This window comes from Winogradskyella schleiferi, assembly GCF_013394655.1.
GTDB classification, from domain to species: Bacteria; Bacteroidota; Bacteroidia; order Flavobacteriales; family Flavobacteriaceae; genus Winogradskyella; species Winogradskyella schleiferi.
Map to the genome: position 1 here is coordinate 2,850,599 of NZ_CP053351.1, position 20,538 is coordinate 2,871,136.

Genomic DNA, 20,538 nt, shown 5'->3' on the forward strand with positions numbered 1-20,538 from the left:
CTCAGGTCTTTTATTTTCAAAACTTAAGACTCATGCCATCAATCAAAAATAACAGAATAGAATCCATTGATAGTCTAAATACAATTCGAAAATAAAATGAATGTAAAGCGTATCTTATTAGAAAACGCGAATTTTTCATTATGATTTATGAATAATCAGGTTGAAGTGAATTTATAATTCCATTTAAATTATTTCTAACTGCGTTAATTATTTGCTGGATTAAAGTACGTTCGAATAAGGTTTACAATTATCTTTGAAGAAGCTTTATTGAACACTTATGAAACAAATTGCGCCTAAAATAATACGTCAAATTTTTGTTTTACTTTTAATCGTACTCATTGGAAGTTTGATTTTTCGTGAAGTGATACCTTATTTAAGTGGCGTATTAGGTGCCATTACATTTTATATCTTACTTAGGAATTTAATGAAAAAACTGGTCACTAAACACCAATGGAAACCAACTTTGGCAGCAATAACGCTGATGTTAGGATCGTTTATAATTATTCTTGTTCCCCTTTCTGGTTTCGGGTTAATGTTGGGCAATAAAATTTCCAATACCGCAAGTAATAGTAAAAAAGTAATAAATGCTTTTAAGGATCAAATAGGGCGTCTTGAAAACCAAACTGGCGTGGATATCAATTCGCAAATTGACACACAAGGTATAACATCTTGGTTAACGAACGGAGTACAAAGTATGGCTGGCGATACCTTTAACCTATTCATCGCCATTGGTTTAATGTATTTTATGTTGTATTATATGCTGACTAATCGTAAAGAATTACGCCAATCTTTACGCGATTATATTCCCATGGATACTGATAACCTCAATGATATCGGTAAAGAGATACAAGCAATGGTAAGGTCTAATGCCATTGGTATTCCTCTCGTTGCATTGGCACAAGGTATAATTGCTTTGATTGGTTTTATAATTTTTGGAATTGAAGATCCGCTCTTCTGGTTTGTTATTGTCACCATCGGTTCCATGATTCCATTTGTTGGTACTTTTGTAGGTATCCTACCTGTTTTTATCTTAACCTTATCTACTGGTCATGTCTTTCAGGCATGGGGAATCTTAATCTATGGAATTGTCGTGGTTGGATCTACGGATAACATCATTCGGTTATATGTTCTGAAAAAATTGGACAATGTGCATCCTTTGGTCACTTTAATTGGCGTTATTGTCGGTGTTCCCCTTTTTGGATTTATCGGCTTAATTTTTGGGCCTTTACTGATCAGTATTTTTATGGCATTGGTTAAAATCTATAAAGAAGAATATGGGCGTTCTGTGGAAAGCCAGTCGGAAGATCGTTTATAACTATCACTATTACATGATTTGATCCCTTAATACACAAATCCATCTAGTTGTTCAGCTTTTTTTTCAATACTTTAGCTTCTCCCTAAGTCTTTTAATTTCAACAATTAAGACTCATGACATCAATCAAATCAACCAGAATTGAATCCATAGATATTCTTAGAGGTCTAGTTATGGTCATTATGGCTTTAGACCATGTAAGGGATTATACATATACAGGATATATGTTTGATGACCCAACCAACTTAGAAACAACCACGCCCTTTTTATTTTTTACACGATGGATTACCCATTTTTGCGCTCCAGTTTTTGTCTTTCTTGCCGGAACATCAGCATTTCTCTATGGTTGTAAAAAGAAATCTAAAAACGAACTTGCCATTTTTTTATTTAGTAGAGGGCTTTGGCTAGTTTTTATTGAGCTAACCGTCGTTAACTTTTCTTGGACTTTTGATATTGGTCTAAACGTACATATTTTTCAAGTCATTTGGGCTATTGGTATTTGTATGACACTTTTAGCTGCTTTAATTTATTTACCAAAAAAACTACTTTTAGCTCTAGGACTCATTATTGTCTTTGGCCATAATTTATTAGATGGAATGACGCAACAAGGGACCGAACCCTTATCTCTATTGTAGTATTATATTCATCAATTTAATTTTCAGGTCATTAATAATGGTCAAAGCTTGCTCGCTATTGCCTATCCTTTTTTGCCGTGGCTCGGCATTATGATATTAGGCTATTGCTTTGGTCATTTTTATCAAAGCGGTTTTAATGTAAAAGTTAGAAAAATATGGTTGCTTAGATTGGGGATTGGAACACTAACCCTATTTATTGTTTTAAGGTATCTAAATGTTTATGGCGATTTACAACCATGGTCTTCACAACACAGCTTTACCTATACAGTTTTGTCATTTTTTAATACAACAAAATATCCACCATCGTTAATCTACACTTTGATGACGCTTGCACCTGCACTCTTGTTTCTATACGGAATAGAATCGATTAAAAACAGATTCACGAATATTATGATTGTATTTGGCCGCGTTCCTTTCTTCTATTACATTCTTCATTTATATGTTATACATGTAATCGGAATGATTGGGCTGGTAATTCTTGGAGAGCATTGGCAAGAACTTATATTAACCGTCGACCGGTTCAAAGCTGGTTATTTGTTAACTATCGGATTTGATCTTTGGGTAACCTATGTGGTGTGGCTCCTAGTTATTATTATTCTCTATCCTATCTGTAATGCATACATGAAGTATAAAGCTAATCATAAAGACAAATGGTGGTTAAGTTATTTGTAACGTTTATCAATTAATATCGACTCATCAAGTAAATATATTTGATTTATATCGGGACTTAATATAGTTATGGTTTTTGCCATTATCCTGTTTGCCAAATTGGGAATTAGATTGGTATCCAAGTATATTAGGATGAAAATAAAAGATAAATATGATGACGACAATTAAATCCTATACGGTCGTAGAAAATGTTAAGCCATTTCCATACAAATCATAAAAAGCAAACTCTTTTGTTCCCCAAGGTGTTTCTTTTAATGATGTGTTATCATGAAAAACTTCTTGAGTTTTATAAGCGTCGTATAAGGCTTCAATATGTTCTACATAAATGCGCAACATAAGCCTGTCCAAGCCATTTACCCATTCTTTAGCATCGTGCCATTGTAAATGAATTTCGATACCATCTCGAGTCACTCCTGCATAGCCATTAGCGTCTTTAGTATCCGTAAATGCTAATTTAAACCCTAATTTATCGACATAAAACTCAACAGCTTTAGTAACATCCTTAACGGGAAGTACGGGATAAATTTGTTTTAGATAACCTTTAGAATTCATTAGACTTTAATTTTTCCTGAGAAAAAATTTACCTTAGGATTTATCGGATTTCCAGCAGTGCGTCGGTAAATTGACAATTGTCCGCAATGCCATATCGCATCTGCTATTGGACCGTTAACTTGATTCCAAAAAGGAATTTCCCGTTCTCCAAATATGATTTTAAATTGCGAAATATCATCACTTTCCCTTAAAATATCTGCTGCTGTTTTAAGATTTTGTAATGTTTTAGAGCGTAGTTCTGAATAACTTAAATCTTCTTTATATTTTAAATTTGACTGCTTTAAAGTTGAATTGACTATAACCCTAGACAAATCATAAATATGCTGAATGGTTTCCAAAGACGATCTACCAACATCATTAGCTTTATAAGCCAAATCTTTTTCAGTTAAACCATCTGAAGCCCAATAAAAGCGAAAACCCAAAGCATCTACCATTCTTGCTGCCATTGTGCCTGCAGAGAATTCTTCTGAAGATTCTGGAATTTCGTAGTATGGTAATTTTTCGTCTGTTTGAGAAAACGATAGTTGTGTGACTAGTATTATTAAAAGAAGTACGAAATGTTTCATGTTTACTATTACAATTTTATATCATCATCAGTGTGCAGTTTTCCATCTTTTCCTTTAGAAATGAGTATATAATTTAAATCATCATTACTCAATTCATAATGAAAATGATTATTCCAAGAATCGGTAAGTAAATTTTTATGTAATGGATTATTTCTTATAATCTTACTTAAATCTGAAGGATACTTTTGAAATGTTTTCTTTTCTGCTTCCAAAAGCGTCTGAATGGTTGTTAATCGTTTTACCGTTTTATTTTCATCTGTATCTCTTGTAAACAAATAGAAAAACAGTCCGCCAGAAATTGACAATACAACAAGCGCAATGACATAAATTTTAGTCGAAGGATAAACCATGGTCTTTTTGGGCAGGTTATTCTCCTTTTCATATTTACGCCGTGCTTTTTTCTTCTTCCAAAACTTATAGTCTTCAAAAATTAATAATAGCTCTGCAAATAGTTCAGCAAACCACATTTCAATCTTTTATTTCTGATTTGTTCTGTATGGGATTAATTCCATATTTATCAAACAAATACACCAAAGCCGTCATGGTTGCCGCACCTAGTTCCAATTCGCGTTTATTAACATGTTCAAAAGTATCGTTTGCTGCATGATGATGGTCAAAATACCGTTGTGAATCTGGTCGTAAACCTGCCAACACATTTGTATCCGATTTTAAAGGGCCAACATCGGCTCCACTCCCACCCAATTCAAAATAGTGAATTAGATAAGGTTTGAACAAGGATTTCCAACCTAAAACTTGATTGAAGTTTGCATCATTGGTCGCAAAAGAAAATCCTCTTGGTGTAAATCCACCAGCATCACTTTCTAAAGCAAAAATATGATTCTCGTTTTTTTCTTTAGCCACTTTCGCATATTCCGTAGCACCTCGTAGTCCGTTTTCTTCATTCATAAATAAAACGACCCTTATGCTTCGTTTCGGTTTGATTCCGCTTGCCATCAATAATCTTAAAACATCCATAGATTGCACGACGCCTGCGCCATCATCGTGTGCACCATCTCCCAAATCCCAAGAATCTAAATGGCCGCCAACTAAGATATATTCATTCGGAAATTTACTTCCCGTAATTTCCCCTATAACATTGTAGGATTGCACATCTTCAAATTGCTGACAACTTTGCTTGAAGTAAAATTGAAGTGCTTTATTTTTCTTTAATGCCTTACTTAATTGATCAGCATCATTTGTGCTTATGGCCGCAGAAGGAATGCGTTGCTCTACTGGTAAATCGCCATAACTCATACTGCCAGTATGCGGCAAATTATCTTGGCGTAAATTCATTGAGCGCACAACGACACCAACGGCTCCAAACTTTCCTGCTTCCATGGCGCCAGCGTAGCGCTGATCCACACAACCTCCATAAGCATTGAATGTGCTTATTAAATCGGCTTGCATAGGCCTGTTGAAAAACACAATTTTTCCTTCAATCTTTTCTTTTCCTAATTCGGCTAATTCGTCCAAACCCTGTACTTCGATGACTTTTGCAGAAATGCCGTCTTCTGGTGTCGCAATGGAGCCACCTAAAGCACAAATATTGACTTCTTTCACAAAACCCGAAACCTCAAAAAAGGCTTTTTCCTTTTTGCCTCTTTCCCATTTTGGTACCATGACAGGTTGTAACCATACCTTATCCAAACCTAATTTTTCAAGTTCTGCTTTAGTATATTGAACTGCTAATTCTGCATTTTTAGAACCCGATAATCGTCCACCGATTTCATTAGACAAATGGTCTAACCAATCGTAACTTTTACCATTGATTAATGATGTTGTGTAAACTGTTTTTAAAACAGCTTCATCATCTTGTGCATAATTGAATGTCACAAAGCCACAAAAAATTAGAATCAATAGTTTAGTCTTCATTTTTTAGTTGTGCTTTATAGGAATCTATATTCTCTTTTTGATGGTCTGGCAATTCCGGTTCCTTAATATCATCGTATTCCTTTAGTGTATCATAGAGAATTTTAGCTACAATATATCTTGCTGTTGGTTTATCGTCAGCAGGAATATTGTACCACGGCGCATGTGGTTTGGATGTTCTATTTAGCGCATCTTCATAACACGTTTGGTAAGTATCCCAATGTTCACGTTCGTCTAAATCATCTGGAGAGAATTTCCAATTTTTGCTTGGCTTGTTGAGACGTCTTAGTAGTCTGTTTTTTTGTTCACCTTTGGATAGGTTCAAAAAAAACTTAAGAACGATAGTGCCATTATCTGCGATATGCTTTTCAAAATTATTTATTTCGTTGAACCTTCTGTTCCAAAACGCATCATCAACATCATCTAAACTATTAATGTTTGGCATGTTCTCATACATTAAGTATTCAGGATGTACTCTTGTGACCAAAACATTTTCGTAGTGTGTTCTATTAAATATTCCGAATTTTCCCCTAGCTGGTAGTGCTTTTATATGCCTCCAAAGGTAATCGTGTTTCAACTCCAATTCCGTTGGTTTTTTAAAACTGTGTGCTACAATTCCCCTTACATTAAATTCCTTAAAAACTTCACGAATCAAACTATCCTTACCTGCTGTATCCATACCTTGAATACAAAATAATACGGCATATTTTCCATGTGCGTACATGGTGTTTTGGATGTCTGCTAAATCTTCACTTACTTTTCTGAGTTCTTTTTCAATTTTCTTTTCTTTTTCCTCTAGATCAAATGTCGTTGGTAAATCCTCGATGTTGATTTTCGATGAAATTTTAAAATCGTCTATATGAATGTCTTTCATTGGTAATTGTTATAATTTTTCGGATAATCTATGAAACTAGTTGAATAACTTTTAGACACGAATTTCACTAATTAACACGAATAAATACGTGAATAGTAAATTAGGAAAAAAGTCAGAAACAGAAAAATCCGAAGATTTTTATATTTGTGAAAATTCGTGAAATTCGTGTCTAACTATTTCAACTCATTTCTATTTTTAATTTATTTCGAAGCAAAAGCCTTTACATCACTTTCACTAACTTCCTTTTCGCCTAAGATAATTAAACGTTCGACCACATTTCGTAACTCACGAATATTCCCGGTCCAATCGTAATTTTGAAGTAATTTCACAGCTTTATCCGAAAATGTTTTTTTTGCAGTCCCTTGTTCCTTAGAAATTTTTTCAGCGAAATAATTGATTAAAAGTGGAATATCATTTCGTCTTTCATTCAAAGCAGGCACTTCAATTAAAATAACGGCTAATCTGTGGTATAAATCTTCTCTAAATTTGCCGTCTTCAATTTCCTTTTTAAGATTTTTGTTTGTCGCAGCGACAACCCTAACATTTACCTTAATATCCTTATCACTTCCCACACGTTGAATTCTACTTTCTTGCAAGGCACGCAAAACTTTTGCCTGAGCCGACAGACTCATATCGCCAATTTCATCTAAGAAAATAGTACCTCCATTTGCGGCTTCAAACTTACCTGCTCTATCTTTTGCTGCCGAGGTAAATGCGCCTTTTACGTGTCCGAATAATTCACTTTCTATCAATTCTGAAGGAATTGCGGCACAATTTACTTCAATCATTGGTCCTTTAGAGCGTTCGCTCTTTTGATGCAGCCAATGTGCCACGAGTTCTTTTCCTGTGCCGTTTGGTCCAGTAATCAACACACGAGCATCCGTTGGTGCCACTTTGTCAATCATATCTTTAATACGTGCAATACCATCACTTTCTCCGACCATTTCGTAGTTTTTACTGACTTTCTTCTTCAGCATTTTATTTTCAACGACGAGTTCTTTTCGGTCTAAAGCAATTCTAACTGTATTTAATAATCGGTTTAAATCCGGTGGTTTGGAGATATAATCAAAAGCTCCTAAACGCATGGTGTTTACCGCTGTATCTAAATCGCCATGACCAGATATCATAACCATTGGTATTTCTGGTTTTATCTTTTTTACGGCTTCAAGTACTTCAACACCATCCATTTTTGGCATCTTTATATCACAGAGAACCAAGTCGTAATCTTCCTTTTTTATTTTTTCAATGCCCTCTAAACCGTCTTGTGCTTCTTCAACTTCATAGGAATCGTTTTCCTCCGAAAGTATCTTAAACAACACTCGGCGGATGGCAGCTTCATCTTCTATTATTAATATTTTTGGCATAATTATATTTTAATTTTTATTCCTGTTCTAAAGTAGAATGTTCCTTTATCGTCGATGGTATATATATCCTCTCGTTCATTATCCCTTAATCGATAATCATTGGAAATGGTGTAAGCCGCATAACCATAGTACATAATATGATCCGTAAAATAATGCTCATAACCCAAACCTCCTAAAATAGTCGTCATTGAAATATTCTCAGCAACTCTGCCATTGACCATTTTATTGCCTTGAATATTGGCAAAGAAATTATCTAAGGTTAAAAATGCTTGAACATGGTTAACATAATCAAATTTATAGCGAACATTGGTTTTGGGCACACCCAAGGTGTAGGTCCAATCTGGATGGAACTCCCTATAATAATTTAAAATGGGTAAAGGGTAATTTCTACCAGGTGTAGTACTATATTGCAACCCAATAATTAGACGATCTGGTTTTCCTCCATCCTCTCTATTTTTTGTTCTATCTTTTATGGCGTAAATATTACCGACATAAATATAATCATCTGAAGTTAGCTTGGTCTCAAAATTAGATTGCAGTCGCATCGCTGCTTTAATAGCGTATATCCAAGCACCTGAACTACTATACAGATATCCCAAGGAAGCCTCTATACGCTGTACACTTTTAAGGTCTTCAGTTGAAAACGGCACATCATGCAAGCCCAAATCTATGTAACGATATTCGCCTCCAACGACTATATAATTGTCTTTTTTAAATTCTAAAGGCAATTGAAAAAACGTGCGAAAGCGATTGATACTATTTTCAGAGTTATTATTCGGTATATTTAGATATTCAATTCTAAATAAATCCGATGATTGTGCTTGTACTGCAAACACCATCATGATCAAACTTATAGTTAGAATTGAATTTTTATTTTTTATTGACATTTTATATTTAATTCTTTGAAATTATTTTTCCTTTCCGATAATATGAATATCGCGCTGTGGAAAAGGAATGGTAACATTATGCGCTCTGAATAATTTATCAATTTCAAATCGAATATCACTTTTTGGATGTTGTGCCGTAAAACTATCCGCTAATGTAAATACCAGTTTAAAATTTAATGAACTATCGCCAAAGTCAGTAAAAACAACAGTTGGCTCTGGTTCTGAAATAACGGCCTCATGAGTTCTTGCAGCTTGCAACAACAACTTTTTTACGAGTTGCACATCACTTCCGTAGGCTACGCCTACAGTTACATTTTCGCGGGTAATCATACCATTTTGGGTCCAATTGTAAAGGCTGTTTTCCAAGTACAAATGATTAGGAATAATAAGTACTTTATTATCTATAGTCACGGCCCTTGTAGTTCTTAATTTTATTTCTTCGACCCTTCCAATCTTGCCTTCAATTTCAATAATATCTCCAACATGTACGGTTTGATCTACCAATATAAATACACCCGAAATAATATCTTGAAACAAGGTTTGCAGTGCTAAACCAATACCAATTAAAAGCGCAGCAGAAGCCGCAAAAACAGCGGTTACATTTACACCAACACTATGTAACGTTACCAACAGAATGATGACGTAAATCAGCCATCTAAAATAGCCATAGACTACACTGAATTTTCCTTTGTCATCAGCTGGAAGATTCCGCGTAATTAACCTTAGCACTAACCTTAAAATTAAGGTGGTTATAAATATGACCGTAATTACGATAAGGATATCAAAAATTGAAATACTGATATCTTTACCAATATCGAGATGCATTCCTAAGAATTCCTTTGTATTTTTCCAAACCGAACTCTCAGTTATCTTTTCTTCAATATGTTCTATATCCTGAACCATCATTTAATATTTCAACCATTTAAATAGTTCCTTATAAGTCGGTTTTTTACCGTACATTAAAATACCTACACGGTAGATTTTAGCCGCAAACCAAACCGCAAAAATAAATGTACCTATCAAAAGCAATAAGGATAAACCTTGCTGCCATATCGGTACACCAAATGGAATTCGCATAAGCATAACTACAGGAGATGTCAACGGAATAAATGAAAACACCGTTGAAACGGTACCATGTGGATCTTCAATAACCGTAAAGACACCAACATAAACCGCTAGAATTAATGGCATAAGGATGGGTAGCATAAATTGCTGTGTATCTGTTTCGTTATCCACTGCAGCACCAATTGCTGCATAAAGAGAGCTATAAAGCAAATAACCTCCAATGAAGAAAAACATAAACGCTATGATAAGATTAGTTATTGGTAAATTCCCAATGGCAGCTATTAAATTCTCTGCCATAGCTTGTGCGCCGTCCGCTTGCATCGCTTGGTTCATCATTTCCTGTTGCGGTGTATTGACTTGGGTTAAATCGATTCCGAAAATTGAAGATACCACTATCAATAAAACCCCTCCCAAAATTACCCAAATAGCGAATTGGGTGATACCTGCCAGTGATGTGCCTATTATTTTCCCCATCATTAACTGAATGGGTTTAACCGATGAAATAATGACTTCAATAATCCGACTTGTTTTTTCCTCAATAACACTCCGCATTATCATATTTCCATAAATAATGATAAACATGAATAATAAATAACCGGCCGCACCTCCAAATGCAAGTTTCACAATATTATCTATTTTCGAAGTCTTTTCACCTTCAAAACTCTCTTGGGCAATTTCGATATCTGTTCTAGACGCTTCAATCTGGGCAAGTGTGACGCCATCTTTTTGAAGCTTTATATCTCTTAAACGCTTTTCAATCTTTTGTTCTAATCCAGATATAATGCTTATGGAAGGGGATTCTTCTGAATAAAATTTTAAGTTATTTGAAAACACATCTGACGTATCAACACTAGTTACATAAAGCAATCCATAATCTTCTTTTTCTTTAACAAGTTCTATTGCATCGTCAAAACTTAGACCTTTTAAATTGGAATAAGTTGTATTATCGGTATTCTCAAACACATCCTTTAAATAACCTGTTTCGTCCAATACCGAAATGGTGCGCTGCTTATCGTTATTTAATTGCGACAAATAAGCCACGACCGCAATGAGTGCAATCATTATTAGAGGACTTAAAAACGTCATTACAATAAATGATTTGTTCTTCACTTTAGTAAGATACTCGCGCTTTATAATTAATGGTAAATGATTCATTCTTAATTATTTTGTACAGTTTGAATAAAAATATCGCTAGCGGAAGGAACCACTTCCATAAAGTGATGTACCTCTGCTTTTGAGGTTAGAAATGAGAGTAAATCATTTGGCGAAGTCTGTTCTCCCAATTTAATATTCAATTTAATATCATCATTCAAATTCTTAAAGGTTGCCGGAAGCACTTCGAACGTATTTTGAATTTCAGATAATACCTTTTCTCTATTCAAAGATTGTAACCCAACTTCAAATGTGTTGGTTTTATATTGACGTTTTATATCATTTAATTTTCCATCCAATACCTTATTGGACTTATGGATCAAGGCAATATGGTCACAAAGTTCTTCAACGGATTCCATTCGATGTGTTGAAAAAATTACCGTTGCACCTTCATCTCTTAACTGTAAGATTTCATCTTTTATCAAATTCGCATTTATGGGGTCGAAACCCGAAAATGGTTCATCAAATATCAATAATTTTGGCTGATGCAAAACCGTGACGATGAACTGTATTTTTTGTGCTTGTCCTTTACTTAATTCTTGAATTTTCTTGTTCCACCAGTCACCAATCTCTAACTTCTCGAACCAGTATTTTAACCGCATCCGTGCTTCAGATTTACTCAAGCCTTTTAATTGCGCTAGATACAGGCATTGTTCGCCAACTTTCATGGACTTATACAATCCGCGCTCTTCTGGTAAATAGCCAATATCCCTAATATGTTCTGGTTTCAACGGCTGACCATCTAAATGGACAGTCCCCTCGTCTGGCATTGTGATTTGATTGATAATACGTATCAGCGTGGTTTTTCCTGCGCCATTTGGACCGAGCAAACCAAAGATACTACCTTTTGGCACAGCTATAGATACTTGATTTAGTGCTTTAAATTTTCCGAAATTTTTAGAAACGGAATTAGCAACTAATAAGTCATTCATATATAATTAAGTTTTTAAGGTATGGTTATGATGTAAAGATATTAAATGAAATAGATTCTGAATAAAAATGCCTTAATATTTGTATAACTATTCCATTTTTCCTTAACTCGTTTGAAATATGGTTAGGTCATTGGTAATTATAATGAAGAAATAGACTGATTGATTACCAAATTAGATGATTCGATGAGGTAAATTAGGACTTCTTAGAAAGCCTTTTAACCGATAAAACATTAAAAATAAGATTTCTAGTGATGAGCACCAAAGTCCTAAAGACAAGTTTGCTAAACTATTTTTTATTAATTTTATAAGACTCTGAAACGAATTCAATAAAATGATTTAGAAAATTTGAGAGTCCCTGAAATAAGTTTAGGGTAATAGATTTGAGATCCCGATTTACATCGGGATTAGTTCAACTTCGTATTTTGTCTGAAGTTTTTCAACTTCACAAAATTCTGTTTCACTAAAAAACAAAACCCACCCTTATAACTAAATAAGGATGGGAAAAAATTGCTATGAAAAAGAAAAATTACCGCTAATTAGATTAGCGATAATTCAAATATAGTATTTTTTATTAAAAAGAGCGCTTTTATGAAAACATATCTTTTACTTTTTCAAAAAAAGATTTATCAGAGCTCTCTGGTTTAGGCTCAAAATGCTCGTCCTCCTTCATACTTTCAAAAAACGCCTTCTGTTTTTTATTCAAAGTCTTTGGTGTCCAAACATTTACATGCACTAACAAATCCCCTTTACCATAACCATTGATGCTAGGGATTCCTTTACCACGCAATCTTAATATTTTACCAGACTGCACGCCTGGTTCAATTTTTATTCTCACTTTTCCGGTTACTGTGTCAATCTCCTTGGAGTTTCCTAGAACAGCATCTGGTATACTAACGTACATATCGTAATGCAAATTATCCCCTTCTCGCTTTAAGGTTGGGTGATCTTCTTCTTGAATTGCGACTAATAAATCACCAGCAATACCATTACCTGGTGCATCATTGCCTTTACCTGTTACCTTAAGTTGCATACCATCCACTACACCAGCTGGTATTTTAACGGTTACGGTTTCTTCCGAAACTTTCAATCCATTGGCATCAGCATCAGAAGGTTTTTTATCTATACTCTGGCCAGCTCCTCCACACGTTGGACAAGCAGTTGCAGTTTGCATTCTTCCTAAAATGGTATTGGTCACTCTAGTTACCTGACCTGAACCATTACAAGTACTGCAGGTTTTATAGGTAGTTCCTGGCGCTTGAACTTTTCGTTTTACTTTTATCTTCTTTTCTACACCATTCGCCACATCTTCTAAGGATAAAGTAACGCGAATCCGTAAATTGCTTCCTTTAACAACACGTTGTCTGCCGCCTCCACCGAAACCGCTGAAGCCTCCGCCTCCACCACCGAAAGCGCCTCCAAAAATATCTCCGAACTGACTGAAGATATCATCCATGTTCATTCCGCCACCGCCGAAGCCTCCATTTCCTTCAAAGGCTTGATGGCCAAATTGGTCGTAACGTGCCTTTTTATCGGCATTACTTAAAACTTCGTAAGCCTCAGCCGCTTTTTTGAACTTTTCTTCTGCTTCTTTGTCATCAGGATTTTTATCGGGATGATGCTTTAAAGCCATCTTTCGATAGGCTTTTTTAATTTCGGCATCAGATGCTCCTTTACTAATTCCTAATATGTCGTAATAATCTTCTTTCATATGCATTGCCCTAGAAATCGGGTATCTTTATTATTTGTTCCCACGACGGTGGTAATCTAATTTTTTATTGGCCAATAACTACTTTCGGAAATCGAATGACCTTATCACCCAATTTATAACCACGTTCAACAACATCGATTATTTTTCCTTTTAATTCTTCATTAGGCGCAGGAATTTGAGTTATCGCTTCATGCTCATCGGCATTGAACGTGTCTCCTTGTTTGATCTCAATCTTCGATAAACCTTTTTGCTCAAGAGTGTTCACTAACTTGTTGTAAATTAACAACACCCCTTTTCTTAATTCCTCAGCTTCTTTATCATCTTCAATATGCATTAAGGCGCGCTCAAAATCATCTAAAATAGGCAACATTGACACCATAACATCTTGGCTCGCTGTTTTAAATAATTCTATACGCTCTTTAGTCGTTCGCTTTTTATAGTTTTCAAATTCTGCGAACAAACGCATAAATTTATCTTTCTCAGCGACCAATTGATCTTGCAATTGTTCTTCTGGAGATCTTATTTCTTTTGGAGCATCCGCTTCTGCTTCTGCTGTGGTCGTTGTTTGATCTTTAACTTGAGGATCTTCAACCTTACTGTCTTTATCTTTTTTACTCATTTTCGAGTTCTTTTTTAGCTTTCAACCTTAGTTCGCAAAAGTACTGCCATTATTATAAAAATGTCAAAATGTCATTAACATTTTTTTATCATTTTTTCATCCGTCTAATCGTTATATTTGTAAGCGTAACACTAAAACTTAAAAACACTAACATGAAAACTTATTTTTTACAAATTTTTACACTAGTTGCTTTAATTTCATTTTCAAGCTGTGGCGAAAAAGCAAAAGAAGCGGAAACAAAAGATGCTAAAGAGGCTGCTGTGGCAAAAGAAACGGCAGTAACTTACATGGTAAACACCGACAACTCCACCATACATTGGACAGGATCTAAGCCAACCGGAACTCACAATGGTACTATTGCTATTAAGGAAGGACAATTTAGCCTTACAGATGGTTCTATTGAAAGTGGTAATTTTACAATTGACATGAATAGTATTGTGGTTAATGATATACCTGCTGAAGACGAAAAGAATGCGGAATTAACAGGTCACTTAAAAAGTGCTGACTTTTTTAACGTAGAATCACATCCTGCGGCTATGTTTGAAGTCACTGGCATGTCTACCGTTGATGGAAAAACGATGCTTTCTGGTAACTTAACACTAAAAGAAAAAACCAATAATATTAGTATTCCAGTAAGTACTGAAATGAAAGATGGAATGATGACACTAACAAGTGAGACTTTCACCATTGACCGTTCTAAGTGGAATGTAGAATATGGGTCTAAATCATTTTTTGATAATTTAGGTGATAAATTCATTAGTGACGATATTGAACTGAAAGTAGATGTAGTGGCTAGTAAAGCTTAATATTTTTGAAAATTATAATTTGGAGAGCAGCCATTAAAATGGCTGCTTTTTTTACTATTAATTTTTTTAAAACTTATCTTATTAATCTGTTCTTTGTTCTGTTTGTCTATGCTCATTATATTTTAACAAAATAGATTTGACGAACATGAATATGGCTATAAATATCATAGGTGCTGTGTTTAATTAATTATCGTATAGTTTTAAAATTGTCATCATTTATCAGCATTTATATTGTGAACTGAACTATGTTATACTATTTTATTCGTTTTTCAATTTTAGCATAAGCTTAGAAATCTTTTTCACTGCTATTTTAATAGATTCTGAAATCACTTAAAATTACGTAAGTAAGGTTCACAAAAAAATCCCCAATAAAGGGGATTTTAAAATATAGTATTACTTTCAACTATTATCTATCAACTATTATCTATAGAGCGGAATCTTTAAGCCCAAATACACATCTGTAGTTTTAGAACTGTCGGATAACAAGTTTGTAAAAATCGAACCAGACCCAACTGTTAAAGGCCCTAAACGAATACCGCCTCCAAATGAAACATCTCCATATTCCCTAAAACTCAATGGGGCATAAAAGCTAAACCATTTCGTCTCTAATCGTGGTGCAACGGTCACTGTATTAATTACGGACGTACTTAAATCTGCGTTTTTCTTAACCATGGATAAATTGGCTTGTGCACTCACAAACCATTTTTTGGCCAATCTGTAATCTACAAGCAAATGCAAAGCTGTAGGTAGATTTATTTTTGCCGTTTCCCTAGTTTCTACGCCGTTATAATTAGATTCTAAAAAATCTTCGACGTCCTCTTCGTAATTTGCTGTACTGACATTAGCATTCAGATCATAGTTATTGATAACAGCCTCGTCGTAACTTATGGATCCAATATCCGTAACCGACACGCCTACTTTCAATTTGTAAGGCTTCTGGTAATTAAGTAAACTGTCTGTATCAGTCTTAGAATTCCATTGGTATGAAAAGCCAACATCAAAGCCAAAGCCTGCAGTTAGGCTACTAAAGTCAAAATCATCCTCTCCGTCAACATCATGGGTTACGCCATAATTTAATTCTCCTTGACTATCAAGTGTTTCTGCAGAAGCGTCATAATTACCCTGTAATCCTGGACTGCTCATAAATACACTCCCTGCACCTTGAAGATATTTTATAGTCACACCACCTTTTAAAAGATGATTTGGTTGATCTATAAGTATTCGTCCATAGGTTAACCCTACTTCTGCCCAAGCGTGAATGGTACCGTTAAGATTTTGGGAATCAAAATCAAAATCATCATCAGAATCAAAATCGTCTGCAACAGCTTCATAGAGCTCACCGTTTATATTATTAATGTTTAGATTTGCCCTTACTCTACTAATAATTCCGATGCTACTTTTTTCGCTCAAATTGAACATAAAGGAAGGTCCAAGTATATCTGCATTAAAGAAAAAGTTATTGGCATTACTGGAAAATGTTTCTGCGTCATCTTCAAAATCAAATCCACCATCGGAATTTATAATGTCACTGATATTTATACCAAAATAATCACTGCCACCAAAAATACTGGCAGAAACAAGGTTGATATCAGCTTTTACTTTAGATCCTACAATATTAGCCGGATTATAAATGACGCCATGCACTCCTGAATAATTATCTATGGAATGACCAACGTAGCTTTGGGCGAAAGACAGATTAAGCGATAATAAAAATAAAAAAGCGGTTAAGAGTTTAGTATACTTCATAATATATAAGAGTTAGTTAATAGTGGGCTCAATATATAAATCATACCATGATTTGAGTATTTTTATAGATATAATGCCGCTTTCAAAGATTAAAATTAAAATGGGTTAATAATATACCTGATATTAGGTATTTCCATATTTGACTTTCCTAAGACCTGATATACTTAATGAAAGACAAAAATCTCCAACAAAGGGCCTTATTGAAGAACACTCTATCATTAACCAACGGATTCGATTTTTTTTTATCGAGTGAACAATATGCCTAACATTGCTTAAAAGTAATAGTTATAGATGGTGCTCCATCAGCTTCGATAAATGCGTCTTGTCTTCAAGATTTAATGTTTCTTTTTTTTGAGATGAATAAAAAAATAGACAATGCAATTACTTAATAATGGTTTGTATTATCATAATATCTAGGTTCAACTAACGCTTTCAAATATCGATAATTGAGTTTGTTAAAAGTATACCCAATAAGGTATCTTCTAAAACCGATATTTCTTTTGCAAAGCATAGCGCATCAATTCCCCTTTACCGTGAAGACCGAGTATTCTGATCATATTTTTACGATGCGTGTCCACGGTATGTATACCAATAAAAAGGTCGTCGGCAATTTCTCGAGAAGTTTTGCCTTGTGCCACGAGTCCTAATATTTCTATTTGCCGTTTAGTAAGTAAACCTTTAGATTGTTTTTGGGTATTGGAATCAATATTATATTCAATGTTAGAATCAAAATAGGGAACGCCATTGGCTACAGACCTTATTGCAATTAATAACTCTTCGAGAGGAGAGTTTTTAAGTAAATAACCTGAAGCACCTGCATCTAACATCTGCCTTATGGCATCCTTCTGATCATACATGGTAAATCCAATTACCTTGGTGTGAGGAAACTCTTCTTTTATTATTTTTGTAGCCACAATGCCATCCATTTTAGGCATTCTAATATCTGTAATCACAACTTTAGGTTCTTTTAAACGTACGAGTTCAAGTAATTTCTCGCCATCATTGGCAGTACCAACAATTTCGATATCTTCTTCATATTTTATTAATAATTTTATACCATCAATTAAAGATTGATGATCTTCGGCTATGGCTAATCGTATCATAATGGAATGTCTATTATTACTGTAGTTCCTTTATTCTTCTCGGACTCAATCGTCAAAGTACCTTCTAAATGTTCAACACGTCTATCTATACTATTGATTCCCATACCATTATTTTTTCTGTTAATCTGCTTTGGATTGAAACCTACACCATTATCCTCTATCATTATATTTAAATTTTCTTCATGATTGGTTAAGTGAACATAGCCTTTCGTTGCATTGGCATGCTTAATAATATTGGTGACTAATTCTTGAATGATCCTAAATATTGAAATTTCCAACGAATTGTCCAAACGTTGTTCTAAACCAAAACTTTGGACCTCAATGGTCAGCCCGTTGATTCCCGATGCGTTTGAAGATAATTTTTCTACAGCTGGCAATAATCCGTTTTTGGCCATTACACCAGAATTTTTTACATGTGCCATAGATCTTATTTCTACGTAAGCGTCTTCTAAAAGGGTACTTGTCTTTTTAATTAATTCTTCAGATTGCTCAGTATTCATTTGATTTTTCATAAGATAATCGAATTGTAACTTTGCAGCCGCCAAAGTTGCTCCAACACTATCGTGTAAATCTGCTGCTAAGCGTTCTCTCTCTTTTTCCTGACCTTTTACCATAGCATCAATAGTTGATATTTCAAGATCTTTTAAAATCTTTTCTTTTTCTTCAATCTGCTCTTGGCGTTCTCGCTCTGCTTTTTGTTGTTTTCTTTTAACGTTTCGGAAAATAAAAACCGCAAAAATTGATATTGCCGATAAGCTTCCTCCCCAAGCCATGATCAGATTTGATTTTTCTTTCTGATAGATCATTTCTGATTTAAGCGTATGAGTTAGGTTGACTAAACTATCTTGTGCCCTTTGTTTGTCTATTTTAATTCGTTCGAGCGTATTTGAGGACGTGATGTCGTCAATTGTAGTGCGTTGTTGCTTTCTTAAGTCGTAATATTTAATCGTATTATCAAAGTCCTTTTTGAATTTGTAAGCGTGAAAAAGAAAATAATAAGCGCCATCAATTTCGTTTGTTAAGGAAATTTTTTCTGCATAGCTTAGCATTTGATAAGCCGACACTAATAAGCTATCAGGCATTTTCTTCTTATAATAGATTTGGGACAAATTTCTATATGCATTTGCCAAAACATTATAATTTTCTATGTCCTTACCTATACTTAGTGCTTTTTTGATTTCCTTTTTAGATAGTTCATATTCCTTTTTCTGACTAAGAGCTGCAGCCATATTTATTGTAATTAACGCTTCTTGAAACTTATCTTTTGAAGCAATGGCGAAAACCTTGCTTTTTTCATAATATTCTAGAGCTTCATCATTTTTATAACGCCATAGATAAATACCTCCAATATTAGTTAATGCCTTAGATATGAGTAATGTATCATTTATTTCTTGACTGAGCTTCAAGCTTCTTTCGAAATATTCCTTGGCTTCATCCAGTTTATAGATTCTTCTGTAGGCAACTCCCAAGCCGTTAATTGCCATAGCTATACCTTTTTTGTCATTTAGCGTTTTGTATAAATTTAAACTTTCTGTTAAGCATTTAGTGGACTTATCGTTATTACCAAACATCCGCTCAATATCACTCAATAATATCAAGGCGTCTGCTCTTTGTTTAGAAAGTTTGTGCCTCTTTGTAAAATCGAGCAAATTTAAAGTCATGGCGTAGGCACTATCTGTTTTGTTGCCAATGTAATCCGCATATATATGATTTCTATAAGCGTCAGCTCTGATTGAGTTATCTAAGTTTGTGTTGTTCCATTGCGTAAATAAGCTTTCAGTAGTTTCTTGAGCGTATCCAAAGGATGTGAAAAGGAGAATTATAAAAGATCTCAGAAATATGGTCATAATTGCTATAGTTTAAGTTGAATAGATAAACTTAAATACATATACGGATTTTATCCAAACACAAAAATCAATATAAATATGAATAGAAAACATACCCAGTGGAAGGTATATTTAAGTGATTAAGTTAAAAAATAATCGGTAATTAAAAGGAATTTATGACCAAATAAAAATAAGCTTACATAAAAATAAACTTAATAGCGGCAATCATAGCTATAAAACCAATAAATGCAATAAGTATCCAAACTGTTCCTTTATAGTGAAGCTTATGAAGTCGAAGATCTTTACGGTATTGATAAGCGATCACTATAACAAAGGCAATAAAAAATAATATTCCAAAAATCAATTGACCAGTACTAAACATCTTCTTATTTTTATGCAAAAATAAGGATTAAAAATAGAACTATGCAAGACAAAATAAATGCGGTAAAAGCATTTCACACCGCTTTTAAAATTGGCCACCGCGAAACACCTAAAGCCAACTTAGGCATCGAAAAAAATATGTTACGCTATAAACTGATGCGCGAGGAAAATGAAGAATATCTCGAAGCTGCCAACGATAATGACTTGGTTGAAGTTGCTGATGCTTTAGGAGATATGCTCTACATTTTATGCGGCACAATTATAGAACATGGTATGCAACATAAAATTGAGGAAGTCTTTGAAGAAATACAACGCAGCAACATGAGCAAATTAGGTGCTGATGGCGAACCTATTTACAGAGAAGACGGTAAAGTATTGAAAGGACCAAACTATTTTAAACCGCATATAAAGGAAATTTTGGAGCGATAGAAATAGTTTGAAGTTTGAAGTTGGAAGCACAAAGTAAATAAGT

General features: G+C 34.3%; 21 protein-coding genes. 5 read left to right on the forward strand and 16 right to left on the reverse strand.

What is annotated here, in order from left to right; translation table 11 throughout:
- Positions 1-277: 277 nt before the first annotated feature.
- From HM990_RS12355 to HM990_RS19865, 3 genes are all read left to right on the forward strand, one after another.
- Positions 278-1,315, forward strand: a complete 1,038-nt coding sequence (locus HM990_RS12355) for an AI-2E family transporter (protein WP_178989237.1) — start codon at positions 278-280, stop codon at positions 1,313-1,315.
- 113 nt (positions 1,316-1,428) lie between these two features.
- Positions 1,429-1,947, forward strand: a complete 519-nt coding sequence (locus HM990_RS19860) for a DUF1624 domain-containing protein (RefSeq protein ID WP_229719259.1) — start codon at positions 1,429-1,431, stop codon at positions 1,945-1,947.
- 48 nt (positions 1,948-1,995) lie between these two features.
- Positions 1,996-2,619: a hypothetical protein gene (locus tag HM990_RS19865; RefSeq protein WP_229719260.1), complete on the forward strand. Its 624-nt coding sequence runs from the start codon at positions 1,996-1,998 to the stop codon at positions 2,617-2,619.
- A 168-nt stretch (positions 2,620-2,787) separates the two neighbouring features.
- On the opposite strand, the gene HM990_RS12365 is transcribed toward HM990_RS19865, so the two are convergent.
- From HM990_RS12365 to HM990_RS12420, 12 genes are all read right to left on the reverse strand, one after another.
- On the reverse strand, positions 2,788-3,168 hold the full coding sequence (locus HM990_RS12365; RefSeq protein WP_178989238.1) for a bleomycin resistance protein: 381 nt from the start codon (positions 3,166-3,168) through the stop codon (positions 2,788-2,790).
- Positions 3,168-3,734, reverse strand: coding sequence for a hypothetical protein (locus HM990_RS12370; RefSeq protein ID WP_178989239.1), 567 nt, complete (start codon positions 3,732-3,734; stop codon positions 3,168-3,170). Before HM990_RS12370 ends, HM990_RS12365 begins: the two co-directional genes overlap by 1 nt.
- Positions 3,735-3,742: 8 nt before the next feature.
- Positions 3,743-4,201, reverse strand: coding sequence for a type II secretion system protein GspG (locus tag HM990_RS12375; protein ID WP_178989240.1), 459 nt, complete (start codon positions 4,199-4,201; stop codon positions 3,743-3,745).
- A gap of 1 nt (position 4,202) precedes the next feature.
- On the reverse strand, positions 4,203-5,606 hold the full coding sequence (locus HM990_RS12380; RefSeq protein WP_178989241.1) for a M20/M25/M40 family metallo-hydrolase: 1,404 nt from the start codon (positions 5,604-5,606) through the stop codon (positions 4,203-4,205).
- Positions 5,596-6,477, reverse strand: a complete 882-nt coding sequence (locus HM990_RS12385; protein ID WP_178989242.1) for a PPK2 family polyphosphate kinase — start codon at positions 6,475-6,477, stop codon at positions 5,596-5,598. Before HM990_RS12385 ends, HM990_RS12380 begins: the two co-directional genes overlap by 11 nt.
- 200 nt (positions 6,478-6,677) lie before the next feature.
- Positions 6,678-7,841, reverse strand: coding sequence for a sigma-54-dependent transcriptional regulator (locus HM990_RS12390; protein WP_178989243.1), 1,164 nt, complete (start codon positions 7,839-7,841; stop codon positions 6,678-6,680).
- A gap of 2 nt (positions 7,842-7,843) precedes the next feature.
- On the reverse strand, positions 7,844-8,728 hold the full coding sequence (locus HM990_RS12395) for a hypothetical protein (protein ID WP_178989244.1): 885 nt from the start codon (positions 8,726-8,728) through the stop codon (positions 7,844-7,846).
- Between the two features lie 21 nt (positions 8,729-8,749).
- Positions 8,750-9,631 (reverse strand): mechanosensitive ion channel family protein, encoded by an 882-nt coding sequence (locus HM990_RS12400; protein ID WP_178991983.1) that lies wholly within the window; start codon positions 9,629-9,631, stop codon positions 8,750-8,752.
- A gap of 3 nt (positions 9,632-9,634) precedes the next feature.
- Positions 9,635-10,948 carry an ABC transporter permease gene (locus HM990_RS12405; protein ID WP_178989245.1) on the reverse strand — a complete coding sequence of 438 codons (1,314 nt, stop codon included), beginning with the start codon at positions 10,946-10,948 and terminating at the stop codon, positions 9,635-9,637.
- Between the two features lie 2 nt (positions 10,949-10,950).
- Positions 10,951-11,877 (reverse strand): ABC transporter ATP-binding protein, encoded by a 927-nt coding sequence (locus HM990_RS12410; protein ID WP_178989246.1) that lies wholly within the window; start codon positions 11,875-11,877, stop codon positions 10,951-10,953.
- Between the two features lie 586 nt (positions 11,878-12,463).
- Positions 12,464-13,585 (reverse strand): molecular chaperone DnaJ, encoded by a 1,122-nt coding sequence (dnaJ, locus tag HM990_RS12415; protein WP_178989247.1) that lies wholly within the window; start codon positions 13,583-13,585, stop codon positions 12,464-12,466.
- Between the two features lie 64 nt (positions 13,586-13,649).
- Positions 13,650-14,204 (reverse strand): nucleotide exchange factor GrpE, encoded by a 555-nt coding sequence (locus tag HM990_RS12420; RefSeq protein ID WP_178989248.1) that lies wholly within the window; start codon positions 14,202-14,204, stop codon positions 13,650-13,652.
- 152 nt (positions 14,205-14,356) lie between these two features.
- Between HM990_RS12420 and HM990_RS12425 the strand changes: the two genes are divergently transcribed.
- Positions 14,357-15,010 carry a YceI family protein gene (locus HM990_RS12425; protein WP_178989249.1) on the forward strand — a complete coding sequence of 218 codons (654 nt, stop codon included), beginning with the start codon at positions 14,357-14,359 and terminating at the stop codon, positions 15,008-15,010.
- A 420-nt stretch (positions 15,011-15,430) separates the two neighbouring features.
- Here HM990_RS12425 and HM990_RS12430 read toward each other — a convergent pair whose 3' ends face one another.
- The 4 genes from HM990_RS12430 to HM990_RS19870 all read right to left on the reverse strand — a co-directional run bounded on the left by HM990_RS12430 (position 15,431) and on the right by HM990_RS19870 (position 20,067).
- On the reverse strand, positions 15,431-16,756 hold the full coding sequence (locus HM990_RS12430; RefSeq protein ID WP_178989250.1) for a DUF5723 family protein: 1,326 nt from the start codon (positions 16,754-16,756) through the stop codon (positions 15,431-15,433).
- Positions 16,757-17,238: 482 nt separating this feature from the next.
- Positions 17,239-17,859, reverse strand: a complete 621-nt coding sequence (locus HM990_RS12435) for a response regulator (RefSeq protein ID WP_178989251.1) — start codon at positions 17,857-17,859, stop codon at positions 17,239-17,241.
- Positions 17,856-19,706 carry a tetratricopeptide repeat-containing sensor histidine kinase gene (locus HM990_RS12440; RefSeq protein ID WP_178989252.1) on the reverse strand — a complete coding sequence of 617 codons (1,851 nt, stop codon included), beginning with the start codon at positions 19,704-19,706 and terminating at the stop codon, positions 17,856-17,858. Before HM990_RS12440 ends, HM990_RS12435 begins: the two co-directional genes overlap by 4 nt.
- A 175-nt stretch (positions 19,707-19,881) precedes the next feature.
- On the reverse strand, positions 19,882-20,067 hold the full coding sequence (locus tag HM990_RS19870; RefSeq protein WP_229719261.1) for a hypothetical protein: 186 nt from the start codon (positions 20,065-20,067) through the stop codon (positions 19,882-19,884).
- Between the two features lie 41 nt (positions 20,068-20,108).
- Between HM990_RS19870 and HM990_RS12445 the strand changes: the two genes are divergently transcribed.
- Positions 20,109-20,495: a pyrophosphohydrolase domain-containing protein gene (locus tag HM990_RS12445; protein WP_178989253.1), complete on the forward strand. Its 387-nt coding sequence runs from the start codon at positions 20,109-20,111 to the stop codon at positions 20,493-20,495.
- Positions 20,496-20,538: the final 43 nt, after the last annotated feature.